Below are 16,857 nucleotides of genomic sequence, written 5' to 3' on the forward strand. Positions count from 1 at the left end.
CGAACGGTGGGGCGCCCCTCCCGAAGAGGGGCGCCCCACCGTCGTTGTACCGGGTGCCGATTACTGGCCGCTGCCGCGGCCCTCGGGCAGGTAGCCGGTCTGGACCAGCTGTGCACCGCGCTTGCGCGTGATGAACATGGCACGTCCCGGCGTCAGCGACTGACCCTTGACGTTGCCCATCAGCGGCCCCTCGCCCGGGTCGGCCGAGAGGATCAGACCCTGCGCACCGAGTTCCTTGGTGCGCTGCATCACCGGCTCGAACGACGACCGGCCGGCCCCCGAGGAGCTGCGCGCGATGATCAGGCGCAGACCCACGTCACGGGCGAACGGCAGGTACTCGACCAGCGGCATCAGCGGGTTGCCGCTGCTGGTCGCCACCAGGTCGTAGTCGTCGACGATCACGAACGCGTCCGGCAGGTCGTACCAGCTGCGGTTGCGCAGCTGCTCCGGGGTGACGTCCGGTCCGGGCATCCGCCGGCCCAGCGAGCCGGCCAGTCCGCTGATGACCTCCTGGAGCTGCGGGCCCGATGCGCAGTACTTGTACATATGGCTGTCGGGCAGCTCGCCGAGCATGGCACGGCGGTAGTCGCCGACCACCAGGAGCGCCTTGTCCGACGCGTACCGCTCGGAGATCTGCTTCGCGATGAAGCGCAGCAGCGAGGACTTGCCGGACTCGCTCTCTCCGTAGATGACCACCAGCGGGTCGTTCTCGAAGTCGATGAACGCCGGCGACAGCGTCGTCTCGTCGACACCGATCGCGATGCCGTGCTCCGGGTAGTCGCCGCCCCGGGGCAGATCGCTGGCGTGCAGCAGCGTCGGCAGCATCCGCACCTTGGGGGCGGGCTCGCCCTGCCAGTGCTCGTTGACGGTCTGCACCAGGTTGGCGACGCCGTCGCTGAGGGTCTCCGGGTCCTGCATCCCGTCCAGGCGCGGCAGTGCCGCCAGGAAGTCGAGCTTCTCCGGGGAGAGGCCGCGGCCCGGCTTGCCCATCGGGACGTTCTCCGCGCGCTTGCGGTCGAACTCCGACTCCATCGGGTCGCCCAGGCGCAGCTCCACGCGGTTGAGGAGCTGGTCGCGCAGTGCGGGCCGCACCTCGGTGTAGCGGGAGGCCCCGATGATCAGGTGGACACCGAAACCGAGACCGCGGCCGGCGATGTCCAGGATCACCGGGTCGAGCTGCTCGTAGTCGGTCTTGAAGGTGCCCCAGCCGTCGATGATCAGGAAGACGTCGCCCCACTTCTGGTCGGGGAAGGCGCCCGAGGCCCGCCGCTGGCGGTAGGTCCCGATCGAGTCGATGTTGTTGGCGCGGAAGAACTCCTCGCGCTCGTTGAGGATGCCGACGACCTCGGCGACCGTACGGCGGACCTTCTCCGCGTCCAGACGCGAGGCGACACCGCCGACGTGCGCCAGGCCCTCCATGGACAGCATGCCGCCGCCACCGAAGTCCAGGCAGTAGAACTGCACCTCGGCCGGGGTGTGGGTGAGCGAGAACGCCGCGATCGTGGAACGGATCAGCGTCGACTTGCCGGACTGCGGACCACCGACGACCAGGCCGTGACCGGCACCGGCGGAGAAGTCCAGGTACATGACGTCGCGCCGCTGCTCGAACGGCTTGTCCACCAGCGCGACCGGCACCACGAGCTTGCCCAGCGCGGTGTACTCCGGCGCGTGCACGCCCCGTTCGGGGGTGACGGCCAGGGCCGGCAGCAGCTGGTTGACCGTGGGCGGCTCCTCCAGCGGCGGCAGCCACACCTGGTGCGCCGGCGGGCCCTGGCCCTGCATCCGCTGGACCATGACGTCCAGGACGGTGTCGGCCAGCGCGTCGTCGATCTCCGGCTCGGTCGGCTCGACGACCGGCTCCTCGACGATCTGCTCGATGACCGGGGCCGCGGTGAACGGCACCGGCATCCGCATCGACCCGCCGCCGCTGCCACCGCGACCGCCGCCGCCCGGACCGCGGTACGTACCGGAGACGTAGGCGGCCTTGAACTGGACCATCGTCTCGGTGTCGTACTTCAGGATGCCGGAACCGGGGACGTTCGGCAGGTGGTAGGCGTCCGGTACACCGATCGCGGTCCGCGACTCGGCCGCGGAGAAGGTGCGCAGGCCCAGGCGGTAGGACAGGAAGGTGTCCAGACCGCGCAGCTTGCCCTCTTCCAGACGCTGCGAGGCGAGCAGCATGTGCACACCCATGGAACGGCCGATACGGCCGATCTGGATGAACATCTCGATGAAGTCGGGCTTGGCGGCGAGGAGTTCGGAGAACTCGTCGATGATCATCACCAGTGACGGCAGCGGGTCCAGCGGGGCACCCGCGGCACGCGCCTTCTCGTAGTCGGTGATGTTGGCGTAGTTGCCCGCCGAACGCAGCAGCTCCTGACGGCGCTGGAGCTCACCGGTGATCGAGTCGCGCATGCGGTCGATCAGCGTGACGTCCTCACCGAGGTTGGTGATGACCGCCGCGACGTGCGGCATCTCGGACATACCGGTGAAGGTGGCGCCACCCTTGAAGTCCGCGAGGATGAAGTTCAGCGTCTCCGAGGAGTGCGTCACCGCGAGCGCGAGCACCAGGGTGCGCAGCACCTCGGACTTACCGGAACCGGTCGCACCGACACACAGGCCGTGCGGGCCCATGCCCTGCTGCGAGGCTTCCTTGATGTCCAGCATGACCGGCTGGCCGTCGCGGTCGACACCGATCGGCACCCGCAGCCGCTCCGAGAGCGTCCGGGGCCGCCAGGTGCGCGACACGTCCAGCGCGCCGGCGTCGCCGATGTTGAGCAGGTCGGTGAAGTCCAGGGCGGACAGCAGCGGTTCCTCGCCGTCGGCGCCCGAACCGGCCCGCAGCGGGGCCAGCTGGCGGGCCAGCGCCTCCGCCTCGGGGATCGACAGGGTGTCGCAGACGCCGTTGTAGACCGCGCCGCTCGCCGACTCCAGCACCAGCTTGCCCGGCCACACCTGGACGGCCAGACCGCCGCGGATCTCGTCCAGGTCGCCCGGCACGATCTCCAGGATGGTGACGCCCTGCAGACCCTCGGCCCCGGCGATCACCGAGTCCATCGGGACCTCGCCGCCGTCGAGCACGACGACGACGTGCGGGGTGTCGGTGACCGGCGCGCCCTGCGGGTTGAACCGCCCGCGCCCGTCCAGCTCGTCGGCCAGCAGCTCCTCGATCTCACCGAGGTCGCCGACGACCAGCCGGCGGGTGCCGGCGCCGTCGGTGGTCTTGTCCTGGACCTGCGGCAGCCACTTCGTCCACTCCCACTCGGCCTGCGCACCCGGCGCGGCGACCACCGCCACCACCAGGTCCTCCGGCGAGTGCAGGGTGCACAGCTGGGCGACGATGGCGCGCGAGGCGCCGTAGACGGTGTCCGGGTCGCCGGAGACCGTCAGGTGGTAGAAGGCGCGCAGCGACACCGCCAGCGGGAGGTTCTCCAGATGGCCGTGCTTGTCGAGGAATTCCTTCATCGCGTGCGCGGTCAGCGGCTCCAGCTCGTCGACCGGAGCGGTCTCCGGCGCCCGCAGCGGCGTGGCCAGCTGCTGGGGCCCCAGCCCCAGGCGCACCTGCGCGAAGTCCGGGTCGCTCGCCCGGCGCTCCCAGACCCGTTTGCCCTCGGCCACCACGGACCACAGCTGACTGGGGTCCGGATGGGTGAACAGCTGCGCGTCCCGCTGCCTGCGCGCGGTACGCCGCACCTCTTTCCGCTTCTGCGCAAGGTACTTGAGGTAGTCCTGGCGCTCCTGGACCATTTGTCCGGAAGGCCCCTGCCGGGCCTTGACGATCTGCATGATCGCCATCGCCAGCGTGGAGGCGACCATGAATCCGCCCATGATCTTCATGAACGGCTGGTTCCCCATGAAGAGGAAGCCCGCCGAGGACGCCATGCCCATCATGGGCATGAAGGTCATCAGCAGGTTCTCCGGTTCTCCCTCGCGGGGAAGCTCCGGAGGTGCCTCAAGTACCACCTCCTCCGAGGGGACTTCAGGTGGCAGCGCGCGGGGCGGGCGCTTGACGATGACAACGCTCACCGAGGCATCAGTCCTTCATGCATCTCGCAGTCTCGGACCGCCCCCGTTGGATTCGACGGTCCCCCGAGCCAAGTCCTTGGCCCGACGCAGGCGTTGATCCTACTGTTAGGCGTCAAGTCAAGGGGCGGGTGGGGCAGGCACCCGATCGGACGGTACGCTGACGCCCCGCGAGCGCGCCACGGCCCCGTACGGACGGCCATATATATAGGGCGCGCGACGCGACAAAACGCCCAACGGATAGGGGGAACCGCCAGGTGAGCACGAGCACTGGCACCGGCTTCTGCCGGGTCACCGTCGCCGCGCCGGACGCACGGATCGACGTGGCACTGCCGGAGGACGTGGCACTCGTCGATATCTATCCGGAGATCCTTCGGCTCTCCGGGCAGTCCCAGACCGAGGGCGCCCCGACCGGATACCACCTCGTACGCCGCGACGGCACGGTCCTCGACGCGGGGCAGTCGCTGGCCCAGCAGCAGATCCTCGACGGCGACCTGCTGCTGCTGAAGCCGTTCGCCGAGTCGCTGCCGCTGCCGGTCTTCGACGACGTCTCGGACGCCATCGCCTCCGCGGTCAAGCAGAACCGCAGCCGCTGGAGCGACGACCTGATGCGCGTCGTCGGCCTCAGCGCCGGCGTGCTGCTGCTGGTGATGATGGCGTTCGCCCTGTGGTTCTCCAACCCCGACAACCGCGACATGCACCGGCTCCCCGGCATCATCGCCGGCGTGGTGGGCGTCGTCCTGGTGGCCCTGTCCGGCGTCCGCGCCCGGGTCTACGACGACCACGCCTCCTCGATCGCGCTGGGCCTGGCGTCGCTGCCGCACCTGCTCATCGCCGGCTCCGGCATCTTCCCCGTCGACCCCGGCGCCGGCCCCGGCCGGCTGCACCTGCTCGTCGGCTGCGTGACGGTGCTGCTCGCGTCCGTGCTCCTGGTGGTGCTGCTGCCGCGCGGTGACGCCCCCTTCGTCGCGGCCGCCTTCCTTTCCGCCATCGGCACCCTCGCGGTCTTCGCCGCGATCCTCACCGACGCCGCCCCCATCGAGGTCGGCGCGGTCACCGCCGTGGTCTCCATCGCCCTGGTCGCCTGGCTGCCCGGCCTCTCCGCCCGGTTCGCCCGCCTCCCGATCGGCTACCGCTCGCCCGACCAGATCGCCAAGGGCGCCCTGGAGTCCGGCTCCTCCGAGACCGAGTCGGTCGACTTCGTCAAGATCGGCAACCAGGCCAAGCGCGGCCACGAGCTCCTGCTCGGCCTGGTCGCCGGCTGCTCCGCCCTGGTCGTCGGCTCCGCCGGCGTCGTCCTCGGCTTCTCCGACAACGTCTGGGCCCAGGTCCTGGCCATGGCCGCCGGCATCACGATCATGCTGCGCGCCCGGCTCTTCGACTACACCGCCCAGGTCGCCTGCCTGACCATCGCCGGCATCCTCACCATCGTGCTGCTCATCCTGGGCATCGCGCTGCACCCGCCGCTGGACATCTTCATGACCCTGGAGCGCTTCCAGGACTCCGGCCCGCTGAACGTCCGCACCGTCTGGTTCTCCAGCAGCATCGCGGTCGGTGCCGCGATCCTCGTCGGCGTCGGCCTGATCGTCCCGAAGAAGGGCGTCACCCCCTTCTGGGGCCGGATCTTCGACATCTTCGACGGCGTGGTCCTGCTCTCCCTGGTGCCGCTGTGCCTGGCGGTGCTCGACGTGTACAGCACGGTGCGCGGCCTCACCAGCTAGCCCGCCCCGTATCCAGGCGCCCGCGCGACGGCCCCCCGACCACCCGGTCGGGGGGCCGTTCGCAGCTGATACGCTGTCCGACGGTCCAACCGAGTCATCCAAGATTCCCTGTGACGTAAACCAGGGACGCTCGCGGACCGGAACCCGAAGGAGTACGCGTGTCGCTCGATGCCGCCACGAAGAAGCAGATCATGGCCGAGTTCGCCACCAAGGAGGGTGACACCGGCTCCCCCGAGGTCCAGGTCGCGATGCTCTCGCGCCGCATCTCGGACCTGACCGAGCACCTCAAGACCCACAAGCACGACCACCACTCCCGCCGTGGTCTGCTGCTGCTCGTCGGCCAGCGCCGCCGCCTGCTGCAGTACCTGGCGAAGAAGGACATCACGCGCTTCCGCGCGCTGGTCGAGCGCCTGGGCATCCGCCGCGGCGCGGCGGGCGCCAAGTAAGACGCGCTGAAGGGAGCGGTTCCCACCGGGGGCCGCTCCCTTTGCCGTACGCACCGGACAGCCGTCCCGCCGCGCGGTGGACGGAAGCTTTGTAGTCTGGTGCCATATCGCAAAAGCGAACGCGGCAGGAGCGCCTCCTGGCCGCCGGTCCTCGGTAGTGGCCCCCGGGCGGCGCATGGGCACCCCATGCGGCACCACTCCGGGTGCTTCGATCGAAGACCGGCCCGCACCGGCGCTCCGCCGAAGACGGTCCCCTGCCACACGGGCAGCGGACGCAGACGAGGAGATATTCCTGGTGGAGAACGAGACCCACTACGCCGAAGCCGTGATCGACAACGGTTCCTTCGGCACCCGCACCATCCGCTTCGAGACGGGCCGCCTGGCCAAGCAGGCCGCCGGCTCCGCCGTGGCGTACCTGGACGACGACACCATGGTGCTGTCGGCCACCACCGCCTCCAAGCAGCCGAAGGACCAGCTGGACTTCTTCCCGCTGACCGTCGACGTCGAGGAGCGGATGTACGCAGCCGGGAAGATCCCCGGCTCCTTCTTCCGCCGTGAGGGCCGCCCCAGCGAGGACGCCATCCTCACCTGCCGCCTCATCGACCGTCCGCTGCGCCCGTCCTTCAAGAAGGGCCTGCGCAACGAGATCCAGATCGTCGAGACGGTCATGGCGCTCAACCCCGACCACCTCTACGACGTGGTCGCCATCAACGCCGCCTCCTGCTCCACGCAGCTGGCCGGCCTGCCCTTCTCCGGCCCGGTCGGCGGCACCCGCGTCGCCCTGATCAAGGGCCAGTGGGTGGCCTTCCCCACCCACACCGAGCTGGAGGACGCGGTCTTCGACATGGTCGTGGCCGGCCGGGTGCTGCCCGACGGCGACGTCGCGATCATGATGGTCGAGGCCGAGGCCACCGAGAAGACCATCCAGCTGGTCAAGGACGGCGCCGAGGCCCCCACCGAGGAGGTCGTCGCCGCCGGCCTGGAGGCCGCCAAGCCCTTCATCAAGGTCCTGTGCAAGGCCCAGTCGGACCTCGCCGCCAAGGCCGCCAAGCCGACCGGCGAGTTCCCGATCTTCCTCGACTACCAGGACGACGTCCTGGAGGCGCTGACCAAGGCCGTCAAGGACGAGCTGTCGCGGGCGCTGACCATCGCCGGCAAGCAGGAGCGCGAGACCGAGCTCGACCGCGTCAAGGCGCTCGCCGCCGAGAAGCTCCTGCCGGAGTTCGAGGGCCGCGAGAAGGAGATCTCCGCCGCGTACCGCTCCCTGACCAAGACCCTGGTCCGCGAGCGCGTCATCAAGGAGAAGAAGCGCATCGACGGCCGCGGCGTCACGGACATCCGTACGCTCGCCGCCGAGGTCGAGGCGATCCCGCGGGTGCACGGCTCCGCGCTGTTCGAGCGTGGCGAGACCCAGATCCTGGGCGTCACCACCCTCAACATGCTCCGCATGGAGCAGCAGCTGGACACCCTCTCGCCGGTGACCCGCAAGCGCTACATGCACAACTACAACTTCCCGCCGTTCTCCGTCGGCGAGACCGGCCGCGTGGGCTCCCCCAAGCGCCGCGAGATCGGCCACGGCGCCCTCGCCGAGCGCGCCATCGCGCCGGTGCTGCCGACCCGCGAGGAGTTCCCCTACGCGATCCGCCAGGTCTCCGAGGCGCTGGGCTCCAACGGCTCGACGTCCATGGGCTCGGTCTGCGCCTCGACCATGTCGCTGCTGAACGCCGGTGTGCCGCTCAAGGCCCCGGTCGCCGGTATCGCCATGGGCCTGATCTCCCAGGAGATCGACGGCCAGACCCACTACGTCGCCCTCACCGACATCCTCGGTGCGGAGGACGCCTTCGGCGACATGGACTTCAAGGTCGCCGGCACCAAGCAGTTCGTCACCGCGCTCCAGCTCGACACCAAGCTCGACGGCATCCCCGCCTCGGTCCTGGCCGCCGCGCTGAAGCAGGCCCGCGACGCCCGCCTGCACATCCTCGACGTGATGAACGAGGCCATCGACGTCCCGGACGAGATGTCCCCGAACGCGCCGCGGATCATCACCGTCAAGATCCCGGTGGACAAGATCGGCGAGGTCATCGGCCCCAAGGGCAAGATGATCAACCAGATCCAGGAGGACACCGGCGCCGACATCACGATCGAGGACGACGGCACCATCTACATCGGTGCCGCCGACGGCCCGGCCGCCGAGGCCGCCCGCGCCACGATCAACGGCATCGCCAACCCGACCATGCCGGAGGTCGGCGAGCGCTACCTGGGCACGGTCGTCAAGACCACCACCTTCGGTGCGTTCGTCTCCCTGCTCCCGGGCAAGGACGGTCTGCTGCACATCTCGCAGATCCGCAAGCTGGCCGGCGGCAAGCGCGTCGAGAACGTCGAGGACGTGCTCGGCGTGGGCGCCAAGGTCCAGGTCGAGATCGCCGAGATCGACCAGCGCGGCAAGCTCTCCCTGATCCCCGTGATCGAGGGCGAGGACGGCGCTGGGTCCGACAGCGGCTCCGCCGCGGGCGAGAAGAAGGACGACGCCGACAAGTGACGTCCCGTACGCACCGGACGACGGCCCGCACCTCCACGGAGGGGCGGGCCGTCGCCCGTACCCAAACGCTCCTGAAGGGCGCCGCCGGCGCCGGCACGGTCCGCCGCACCACCCTCCCCGGCGGGCTGCGCGTGGTCACCGAGACGCTGCCCACCGTCCGCTCCGTCACCTTCGGCATCTGGGCGCACGTCGGCTCCCGTGACGAGACCCCGGCCCTGAACGGCGCCACCCACTATCTGGAGCACCTGCTCTTCAAGGGCACCCAGAAGCGCTCCGCCCTGGACATCTCCGCCGCGATCGACGCGGTCGGCGGCGAGATGAACGCCTTCACGGCGAAGGAATACACCTGCTACTACGCGCGGGTGCTCGACACCGACCTGCCGCTCGCCATCGACGTGGTGTGCGACATGCTCACCGGCTCCGTCATCGGGACCGAGGACGTCGACGCCGAGCGCGGGGTGATCCTCGAAGAGATCGCGATGACCGAGGACGACCCGGGCGACTGTGTGCACGACCTGTTCGCGCACACCATGCTCGGCGACACCCCGCTGGGCCGCCCCGTCCTGGGCACCGTCGACACCGTCAACGCGCTCTCCGCCGACCGCATCCGCCGCTTCTACAAGAAGCACTACGACCCCACCCACCTGGTCGTCACCGCCGCCGGCAACGTCGACCACGCCAAGGTCGTCCGCCTGGTCCGCCGCGCCTTCGAGCAGGCCGGCGCGCTGCACCGCCAGGACGCCACCCCGGTCGCCCCGCGCTCCGGCAACCGCACCCTGCGCACCGCCGGCCGGGTCGACCTGCTCGGCCGCAAGACGGAGCAGGCCCATGTCGTCCTCGGCATGCCCGGCATGCCCCGCACCGACGACCGGCGCTGGGCGATGGGCGTGCTGAACACCGCCCTGGGCGGCGGGATGAGCTCCCGCCTCTTCCAGGAGGTCCGCGAGAAGCGTGGGCTGGCGTACAGCGTGTACTCCTTCACCTCGGGCTTCGCCGACTGCGGCCTGTTCGGCGTCTACGCCGGCTGCCGTCCCAACCAGGTGCACGACGTCCTGAAGATCTGCCGCGACGAACTCGACACGGTGGCGGCCGAGGGCCTCACCGACGACGAGATCCGCCGCGCGATCGGCCAGCTGCGGGGCTCCACGGTCCTCGGCCTGGAGGACACCGGCGCCCTGATGCACCGGCTCGGCAAGAGCGAGCTGTGCTGGGGCGAGCACATGTCGGTGGACGAGATGCTGGCCCGCATATCGGCGGTGACCCCGGACGAGGTCCGTGCGGTGGCCCGTGATGTCCTGGGCGCACGCCCCTCGCTGTCCGTCATCGGCCCCCTGAAGGACCGGCAGGCGGCCCGCCTGGACGACGCCGTCGCCTAGGCGGCGGTACCGGCGGGCCGTCCCACCACGAAGAGAGAGCGGAAAACGATGAGCAAGCTGCGCGTGGCCGTCCTGGGAGCCAAGGGGCGTATCGGCTCCGAGGCCGTCCGGGCCGTCGAGGCCGCCGACGACATGGAGCTGGTCGCGGCCCTCGGCCGCGGCGACTCCCTGGAGACGCTGGTCGAGGCCGGCGCCCAGGTCGCGGTGGAACTGACCACCCCCGACGCGGTGATGGACAACCTCGACTTCTGCCTGCGGCACGGCATCCACGGTGTGGTCGGCACGACCGGCTGGACCGACGACCGCCTCGCGCAGCTGCGCAGCTGGCTCGACGCCGCCCCCGGCGCGGGTGTGCTGATCGCCCCGAACTTCTCCATCGGCGCGGTGCTCACCATGCGGTTCGCACAGGCCGCGGCCCGCTTCTTCGAGTCCACGGAGATCGTCGAGCTGCACCACCCCGACAAGGCGGACGCCCCCTCGGGCACCGCCGCCCGCACCGCCCGCCTGATCGCCGAGGCCCGCGCACAGGCCGGCTGCCCGCCGCAGCCGGACGCCACCACGACCGCGCTGGACGGCGCCCGCGGCGCGGACGTCGACGGCGTCCCGGTCCACTCGGTCCGGCTGCGCGGTCTCCTGGCCCACCAGGAGGTGCTGCTCGGCGGCGAGGGCGAGACCCTCACCATCCGGCACGACTCCCTCCACCACAGCAGCTTCATGCCGGGCATCCTGCTCGGTGTGCGGCGCGTGGTGGACACTCCGGGCCTGACGGTGGGCCTGGAGAACTTCCTCGATCTGGGCTGATCGGGGATCACGACCATGGGTGGAAAGATCACTTACGTCTTCCTGTCCACCGCGCTGGTGCTGGTTTTCGGCGTGGTGGCGATGGAGGGCGTACTGCTCCTGATGACCGGCGAGCCGGCCGCGATGGGCATGGGCGCCGTGGCCTTCGTCCTGCCGTGCCTGGGCGGCTGGTTCCTGTGGGCCAACACCCGCTTCGCGCGCGACGCGAACCGGCTGGCCCGCGAGCTGGCGGCGGAGGGCGGCCTGCCGCGCGACGACCTCGCACGCACCCCCGGCGGCCGGATCGACCGGGACGTGGCCGACGAGGTCTTCGCCCGGCGGCGGGCCGAGACGGAGGAGGCGCCCGGCGACTGGCGCACGTGGTTCCGGCTCGCCGTCGCCTACCGGGACGCCCGGGACACCCCGCGGGCCCGCGAGGCCATGCAGCGCGCCATCGACCTGCACGCCGGCCGGCCGGCGCCGACGAGACCCGGTGCCGACACCCCGGACCTCGCCCCGCACGGCCCGGGCACTCGTACGGATGACCGGGGCACCCACGCGGAATAGCTGCCCACCCCACCCCGTTGTGGCCCGTAGGGGGCGCTCCCGTCCCCTACGGGAAGCCCCCTACGAGATCCGTTCCCCTGCCCCCCGGGGCCGGTGCTCCGCCGCCCACGCCTCCAGCAGGTCGGCGGCCCGCTCGAACATCTCCGGGCGGCCCAGGAAGTCCGCGTTGCGGTCTGTCAGCAGGGTCCGCAGCGGCTCACCCTGTGTCCGCTCGACGCGCAGCGCCTGGCCCTGCACCGTCCGCGGCAGCCCCAGCCAGCGCACCGGCTGCTGCACCGTGCGGACCGCGCCGACCGCGGACCACGGCAGGGTCGTGGTCCGCAGCAGGTTCACCTGCCGCAGCCCCTGGGCGCTCACCCGGATCCCCACCCGCACCAGCCGCAGCGCCAGCGCGATCACCAGCACCCCGACCGCCGCGCAGACCGCCGCCCCGGCCGGCGATCCGGCCAGCGCGATGATCAGCGCCGAGAGCAGGACGAACGAGGCGAGCAGCAGAAACACCGCCGCCGCCGCCACCCGCCACGGTCCGGGGCGGTAGGGACGGCGCCACTGGTCGGGGCTGTCGTACGACGGGGAGGCAGGGGCCGCGCGGCCGTCGGCCTGGGCGCGGTCGGCCGTCAGGAAGGGCAGGGGCACGGCTGGGTCCTCACTCGCGGCTGGCCGGCACGGCGTGGAACGCCATGCCGGCGGAAGCTGTGAGCGGTGAGGCTATCGGGACCGGCGGAGCGGAACCACCCGGGCGGGACACCCGTGGCCCGCTCCGCCGCCGGCTCAGTGGTGCGCGGCCTCGGACTGGTGCACCCCGGTCGACGCGGAGGTGTCCTGCTGGAGGGCCGGCAGGCCGAAGAGCAGGGCGCCCGTCAGGCCGCCCACCACGGTGAGGGTGATCAGGGACTGGCCGAAGAGCTGCGCCCGCGAGGCACGCTGGCGCGGTGGGGGAGTGACATTGCTGCGGAACCGGTCTGCCTCGGCAACGAAGGCGAACGGGACGGGCTCTCGCCGGCGGAACATGAGGGGGCTCTCCTAGGAACCTCGTAGTGGGCACTGTCACAGACAAAGACGTCTGGGGCGTCCGTTTGGTGCCCGTTTTCCGTTACTTCTGTGAAAAATATCAACCGCGGTGAGCCGGCCCGCGAGCGGGGTCGGCTTTCGTCCGCTTTGTCGCCGTTCTGTTGCTAACGCCGTATCAGTCGCCCTTCCCGGCGCTGTCAGTGGCGGGCCGTAGGCTGGAAGCGCACGAGGATCGAACGGAAGGAACCGCCGGTGTCCCACACCCCCGACAGCGCCGAGAGCGCACCCGTCAGCTTCCGCAGTGAGGTGACGGTCGAGCTGGTCAAGCACAGCGCAGCGGACAGCGACGTGCTCTGGGCGGCCCGGGTCTCGACGGCCGGCGAGCAGTCCCTGGAGGAGCTGCAGAAGGACCCGGAGCGCTCCAAGGGTCTGATCAACTTCCTGATGCGGGACCGCCACGGCAGCCCCTTCGAGCACAACTCCATGACGTTCTTCATCAGCGCCCCGATCTTCGTCTTCCGCGAGTTCATGCGGCACCGCGTCGGCTGGTCGTACAACGAGGAGTCCGGCCGCTACCGCCAGCTCGAGCCGGTCTTCTACGTCCCCGGCGAGTCCCGCAAGCTCGTCCAGCAGGGCCGCCCCGGCAAGTACGAGTTCGTCGAGGGCACCCCCGCGCAGCACGAGCTCACCGGCCGCGTCATGGAGGACACCTACCGCCAGGCGTACGCCGCCTACCAGGAGATGCTCGCCGCCGGCGTGGCCCGCGAGGTCGCCCGCGCGGTCCTCCCGGTCGGTCTCTACTCCTCGATGTACGCCACCTGCAACGCCCGCTCCCTGATGCACTTCCTCGGCCTGCGCACGCAGCACGAGCAGGCGAAGGTCCCCTCCTTCCCGCAGCGCGAGATCGAGATGGTCGGCGAGCAGATGGAGGCGCACTGGGCCAAGCTCATGCCCCTCACCTACGCCGCGTTCAACGCCAACGGCCGCATCGCCCCGTAGCGCCCCCGGCCGCCGCATACCCGTCCGAAGTGTCCGGATTGCGGCGCTTTGAGTAGTTCAACTACGCTGAACAAACGGACCCGGCACTGCTTGAACCCCCGAGCAGGCAGTGCCGGAGTCCACATCCTTGGCTCCCCAGAGGCACACCCTGTTGCGCCCTACGAGTAGCGTGGGACCCATGGCTCCGACTTCCACACCGCAGACCCCCTTCGGGCGGGTGCTGACCGCCATGGTCACGCCGTTCACGGCGGATGGCGCTCTCGACCTCGACGGCGCGCAGCGGCTCGCCGCACACCTGGTGGACGCCGGCAACGACGGCCTCGTCGTCAACGGCACCACCGGAGAGTCCCCGACCACCAGTGATGCCGAGAAAGCCCAGCTGGTCCGCGCCGTGGTCGAAGCCGTCGGCGACCGAGCCTTCGTCGTCGCCGGAGCCGGTACCAACGACACCCGGCACAGCCTCGAGCTGGCCCGCGCCGCGCAGGACGCCGGCGCCCACGGTCTGCTCGCGGTCACGCCCTACTACAGCAAGCCCCCGCAGGAGGGCCTGCTGCGGCACTTCACCGCCATCGCGGACGCCACCGACCTGCCCGTGATGCTCTACGACATCCCCGGCCGCAGCGGCGTCCCGATCAACACCGAGACCATGGTCCGGCTCGCCGAGCACCCGCGGATCGTCGCCAACAAGGACGCCAAGGGCGACCTCGGCCGCGCCAGCTGGGCCATCGCCCGCTCCGGCCTCGCCTGGTACAGCGGCGACGACATGCTGAACCTCCCGCTGCTCTCGGTCGGCGCGGTCGGCTTCGTCTCGGTCGTGGGCCACGTCGTCACCCCGGAGCTGCGCGCTCTCCTCGACGCCCACCTCACCGGCGACGTCACCAAGGCCGCGGAGATCCACCAGAAGCTGCTCCCCGTCTTCACCGGCATGTTCCGCACCCAGGGCGTGATCACCACCAAGGCCGCCCTCGGCCTCCAGGGCCTGCCGGCCGGCCCGCTGCGACTGCCCCTGGTGGAGCTCTCGCCCGACGAGACCGAGCAGCTCAAGCGCGATCTCGCCGCCGGCGGGGTACAGCTGTAGAACACAGACTTCATAACTGCATACGGAACAACAACCGCCCCACAGCAAGTGCACGAATGTCATGCGCGCCACGTGCCTCGACGGCAGCGTGGCGCGCGTGGTGAGGAGAGTCTTTTGAGTCATCCGCACCCCGAGCTCGGCGCCCCGCCGAAGCTTCCCGAGGGTGGCCTGCGCGTCACCCCGCTCGGCGGCCTGGGCGAGATCGGCCGCAACATGACGGTCTTCGAATACGGCGGCCGACTGCTGATCGTCGATTGCGGAGTGCTCTTCCCCGAGGAGGAGCAGCCCGGAATCGACCTGATCCTGCCGGACTTCACGTCCGTCAGGGACCGCCTCGACGACATCGACGGCATCGTGCTCACGCACGGCCACGAGGACCACATCGGCGGCGTCCCCTACCTCCTCCGGGAGAAGCCGGACATCCCGCTGATCGGCTCCAAGCTGACCCTGGCCCTCATCGAGGCCAAGCTCCAGGAGCACCGGATCCGCCCCTACACGCTGGAGGTCGCCGAGGGCGACCGCGAGCGCCTGGGCCCCTTCGAGTGCCAGTTCATCGCCGTCAACCACTCCATCCCCGACGCCCTCGCGGTCGCCATCCGCACCCCCGCGGGCATGGCCGTCCACACCGGCGACTTCAAGATGGACCAGCTCCCGCTGGACCGCCGGCTGACCGACCTCCCGGCCTTCGCCAAGCTCGGCGAGGAGGGCATCGACCTCCTCCTCACCGACTCCACGAACGCCGAGGTCCCGGGCTTCGTCCCGCCGGAGCGCGACATCTCCAACGTGCTGCGCCAGGTGTTCGCGAACGCCAACAAGCGGATCATCGTCGCCAGCTTCGCCAGCCACGTCCACCGCATCCAGCAGATCCTCGACGCGGCTCACGAGTACGGCCGCCGGGTCGCCTTCGTCGGCCGCTCGATGGTCCGCAACATGGGCATCGCCCGTGAACTGGGCTATCTGAACGTCCCCGCGGGCCTGGTCGTCGACGTCAAGGCTCTCGACGACCTCCCGGACGACGAGGTCGTGCTGGTCTGCACGGGCTCCCAGGGCGAGCCGATGGCCGCCCTCTCCCGGATGGCCAACCGCGACCACCAGATCCGCATCGTCCAGGGCGACACGGTGATCCTGGCCTCGTCGCTCATCCCCGGCAACGAGAACGCGGTCTACCGCGTGATCAACGGCCTCAGCCGCTGGGGCGCCAACGTGGTCCACAAGGGCAACGCCAAGGTCCACGTCTCGGGCCACGCCTCGGCCGGCGAGCTGCTGTACTTCTACAACATCTGCAAGCCGAGGAACCTCATGCCGGTCCACGGCGAATGGCGCCACCTCCGCGCCAACGCCGAGCTCGGCGCGCTGACGGGCGTCCCCAAGGACCGCATCGTCATCGCCGAGGACGGCGTGGTCGTCGACCTCGTCGACGGCATCGCCAAGATCAGCGGCAAGGTCCAGGCCGGCTACGTCTACGTCGACGGCCTCTCGGTCGGCGACGTCACCGAGACCCACCTCAAGGACCGCCGCATCCTCGGCGACGAGGGCATCATCTCGATCTTCGTCGTCGTGGACAGCAGCACCGGCAAGACCGTCGGCGGCCCCAACGTCCACGGCCGCGGCTCGGGCATCGACGACAAGGACTTCGACGCCGTCGTACCCAAGATCGACGAAGCCCTGGCCAAGGCGGCCCAGGACGGCATCGCCGAGCCCCACCAGCTCCAGCAGCTGATCCGCCGCGCGGTCGGCAAGTGGGTCTCCGACAACTACCGCCGCCGCCCGATGATCCTCCCCGTGGTCGTCGAGGTCTGACGGACCGTCCGTACGAAGGTCCTCAAGTAGGAGCGGGGCGCCCGGATTTGCATCGGGGCGCCCCGCTCCAGTACGTTTACGGCTCCGCCGGAACGGGAAGCACCGCGCGCTGTGCGCACGGACCGCTCCCCGCAGGCCGCGGAATTCCGACCCAGAGCAATCTGATAAAGTCGGAACAGCCGAAAGGCAAACTCCTCCGACAGGAAATCGGAACCGAATTCCGAACCGCCCGCAACTCACTGAGAAGCGGACCGGAACGGAAAGAAGATCTGATAAAGTCGGAAAGGCCGAAAAGCGAAAGCGAAACGGCCGACCCCGCTCCAGCAGGGGGCCAGAGACGGAAACGGATCTGGTAAGGTTGGAACCGCGAGAAAGCCGAAAGGCCGGATCGCACCGGCGAAAATCAGAGCCGAAAGGATCTGATAGAGTCGGAGACGCAAGACCGAAGGGAAGCGCCCGGAGGAAGCCCGCGAGGGCAGGCCGAAGGAAGCGTCCGTTCCTTGAGAACTCAACAGCG

12 protein-coding genes are annotated in these 16,857 nt (G+C 70.2%); 9 read left to right on the forward strand and 3 right to left on the reverse strand.

The window, feature by feature from the left end:
• Nucleotides 1-60: 60 nt before the first annotated feature.
• Nucleotides 61-4,026 (reverse strand): type VII secretion protein EccC, encoded by a 3,966-nt coding sequence (locus B073_RS0127680; protein ID WP_026247787.1) that lies wholly within the window; start codon nucleotides 4,024-4,026, stop codon nucleotides 61-63.
• 254 nt (nucleotides 4,027-4,280) lie between these two features.
• Between B073_RS0127680 and eccD the strand changes: the two genes are divergently transcribed.
• The 6 genes from eccD (at nucleotide 4,281) to B073_RS0127710 (ending at nucleotide 11,452) form a co-directional block, all read left to right on the forward strand.
• Nucleotides 4,281-5,744: a type VII secretion integral membrane protein EccD gene (gene eccD, locus B073_RS0127685; RefSeq protein ID WP_018541341.1), complete on the forward strand. Its 1,464-nt coding sequence runs from the start codon at nucleotides 4,281-4,283 to the stop codon at nucleotides 5,742-5,744.
• Between the two features lie 158 nt (nucleotides 5,745-5,902).
• Nucleotides 5,903-6,190: a 30S ribosomal protein S15 gene (gene rpsO / locus B073_RS0127690; protein ID WP_006602744.1), complete on the forward strand. Its 288-nt coding sequence runs from the start codon at nucleotides 5,903-5,905 to the stop codon at nucleotides 6,188-6,190.
• Nucleotides 6,191-6,485: 295 nt separating this feature from the next.
• Nucleotides 6,486-8,729: a polyribonucleotide nucleotidyltransferase gene (locus tag B073_RS0127695; protein WP_018541342.1), complete on the forward strand. Its 2,244-nt coding sequence runs from the start codon at nucleotides 6,486-6,488 to the stop codon at nucleotides 8,727-8,729.
• Complete coding sequence (locus tag B073_RS0127700; protein ID WP_018541343.1) at nucleotides 8,726-10,105, forward strand: M16 family metallopeptidase; 1,380 nt, start codon at nucleotides 8,726-8,728, stop codon at nucleotides 10,103-10,105. Before B073_RS0127695 ends, B073_RS0127700 begins: the two co-directional genes overlap by 4 nt.
• 48 nt (nucleotides 10,106-10,153) lie before the next feature.
• Nucleotides 10,154-10,906, forward strand: a complete 753-nt coding sequence (gene dapB, locus B073_RS0127705; protein WP_018541344.1) for a 4-hydroxy-tetrahydrodipicolinate reductase — start codon at nucleotides 10,154-10,156, stop codon at nucleotides 10,904-10,906.
• Nucleotides 10,907-10,921: 15 nt separating this feature from the next.
• Nucleotides 10,922-11,452 carry a hypothetical protein gene (locus tag B073_RS0127710; RefSeq protein WP_018541345.1) on the forward strand — a complete coding sequence of 177 codons (531 nt, stop codon included), beginning with the start codon at nucleotides 10,922-10,924 and terminating at the stop codon, nucleotides 11,450-11,452.
• Between the two features lie 60 nt (nucleotides 11,453-11,512).
• Here B073_RS0127710 and B073_RS0127715 read toward each other — a convergent pair whose 3' ends face one another.
• Both B073_RS0127715 and B073_RS0127720 read right to left on the reverse strand, forming a co-directional pair.
• Entirely contained in the window at nucleotides 11,513-12,088 is a 576-nt protein-coding gene (locus B073_RS0127715) for a PH domain-containing protein (protein WP_018541346.1), read from the reverse strand.
• A gap of 135 nt (nucleotides 12,089-12,223) precedes the next feature.
• Entirely contained in the window at nucleotides 12,224-12,463 is a 240-nt protein-coding gene (locus B073_RS0127720) for a hypothetical protein (RefSeq protein WP_018541347.1), read from the reverse strand.
• A gap of 252 nt (nucleotides 12,464-12,715) precedes the next feature.
• Here B073_RS0127720 and thyX point away from each other — a divergent pair, with 252 nt between their 5' ends.
• The 3 genes from thyX (at nucleotide 12,716) to B073_RS0127735 (ending at nucleotide 16,340) form a co-directional block, all read left to right on the forward strand.
• Nucleotides 12,716-13,462: an FAD-dependent thymidylate synthase gene (gene thyX, locus B073_RS0127725; RefSeq protein WP_018541348.1), complete on the forward strand. Its 747-nt coding sequence runs from the start codon at nucleotides 12,716-12,718 to the stop codon at nucleotides 13,460-13,462.
• Nucleotides 13,463-13,640: 178 nt separating this feature from the next.
• On the forward strand, nucleotides 13,641-14,540 hold the full coding sequence (gene dapA, locus B073_RS0127730) for a 4-hydroxy-tetrahydrodipicolinate synthase (RefSeq protein WP_018541349.1): 900 nt from the start codon (nucleotides 13,641-13,643) through the stop codon (nucleotides 14,538-14,540).
• A gap of 114 nt (nucleotides 14,541-14,654) precedes the next feature.
• Entirely contained in the window at nucleotides 14,655-16,340 is a 1,686-nt protein-coding gene (locus B073_RS0127735; RefSeq protein ID WP_018541350.1) for a ribonuclease J, read from the forward strand.
• Nucleotides 16,341-16,857: the final 517 nt, after the last annotated feature.

This window comes from Streptomyces sp. MspMP-M5 (genome assembly GCF_000373585.1).
In the GTDB taxonomy this organism is placed as follows: domain Bacteria; phylum Actinomycetota; class Actinomycetes; order Streptomycetales; family Streptomycetaceae; genus Streptomyces.

Coding starts and splice junctions, on each gene's coding strand:
- dapB (WP_018541344.1), top strand. CDS start 10,154: ATGAGCAAGCTGCGCGTGGCCGTCCTGGGAGCCAAGGGGCGTATCGGC.
- B073_RS0127710 (WP_018541345.1), top strand. CDS start 10,922: ATGGGTGGAAAGATCACTTACGTCTTCCTGTCCACCGCGCTGGTGCTG.
- B073_RS0127720 (WP_018541347.1), bottom strand. CDS start 12,463: ATGTTCCGCCGGCGAGAGCCCGTCCCGTTCGCCTTCGTTGCCGAGGCA.
- dapA (WP_018541349.1), top strand. CDS start 13,641: ATGGCTCCGACTTCCACACCGCAGACCCCCTTCGGGCGGGTGCTGACC.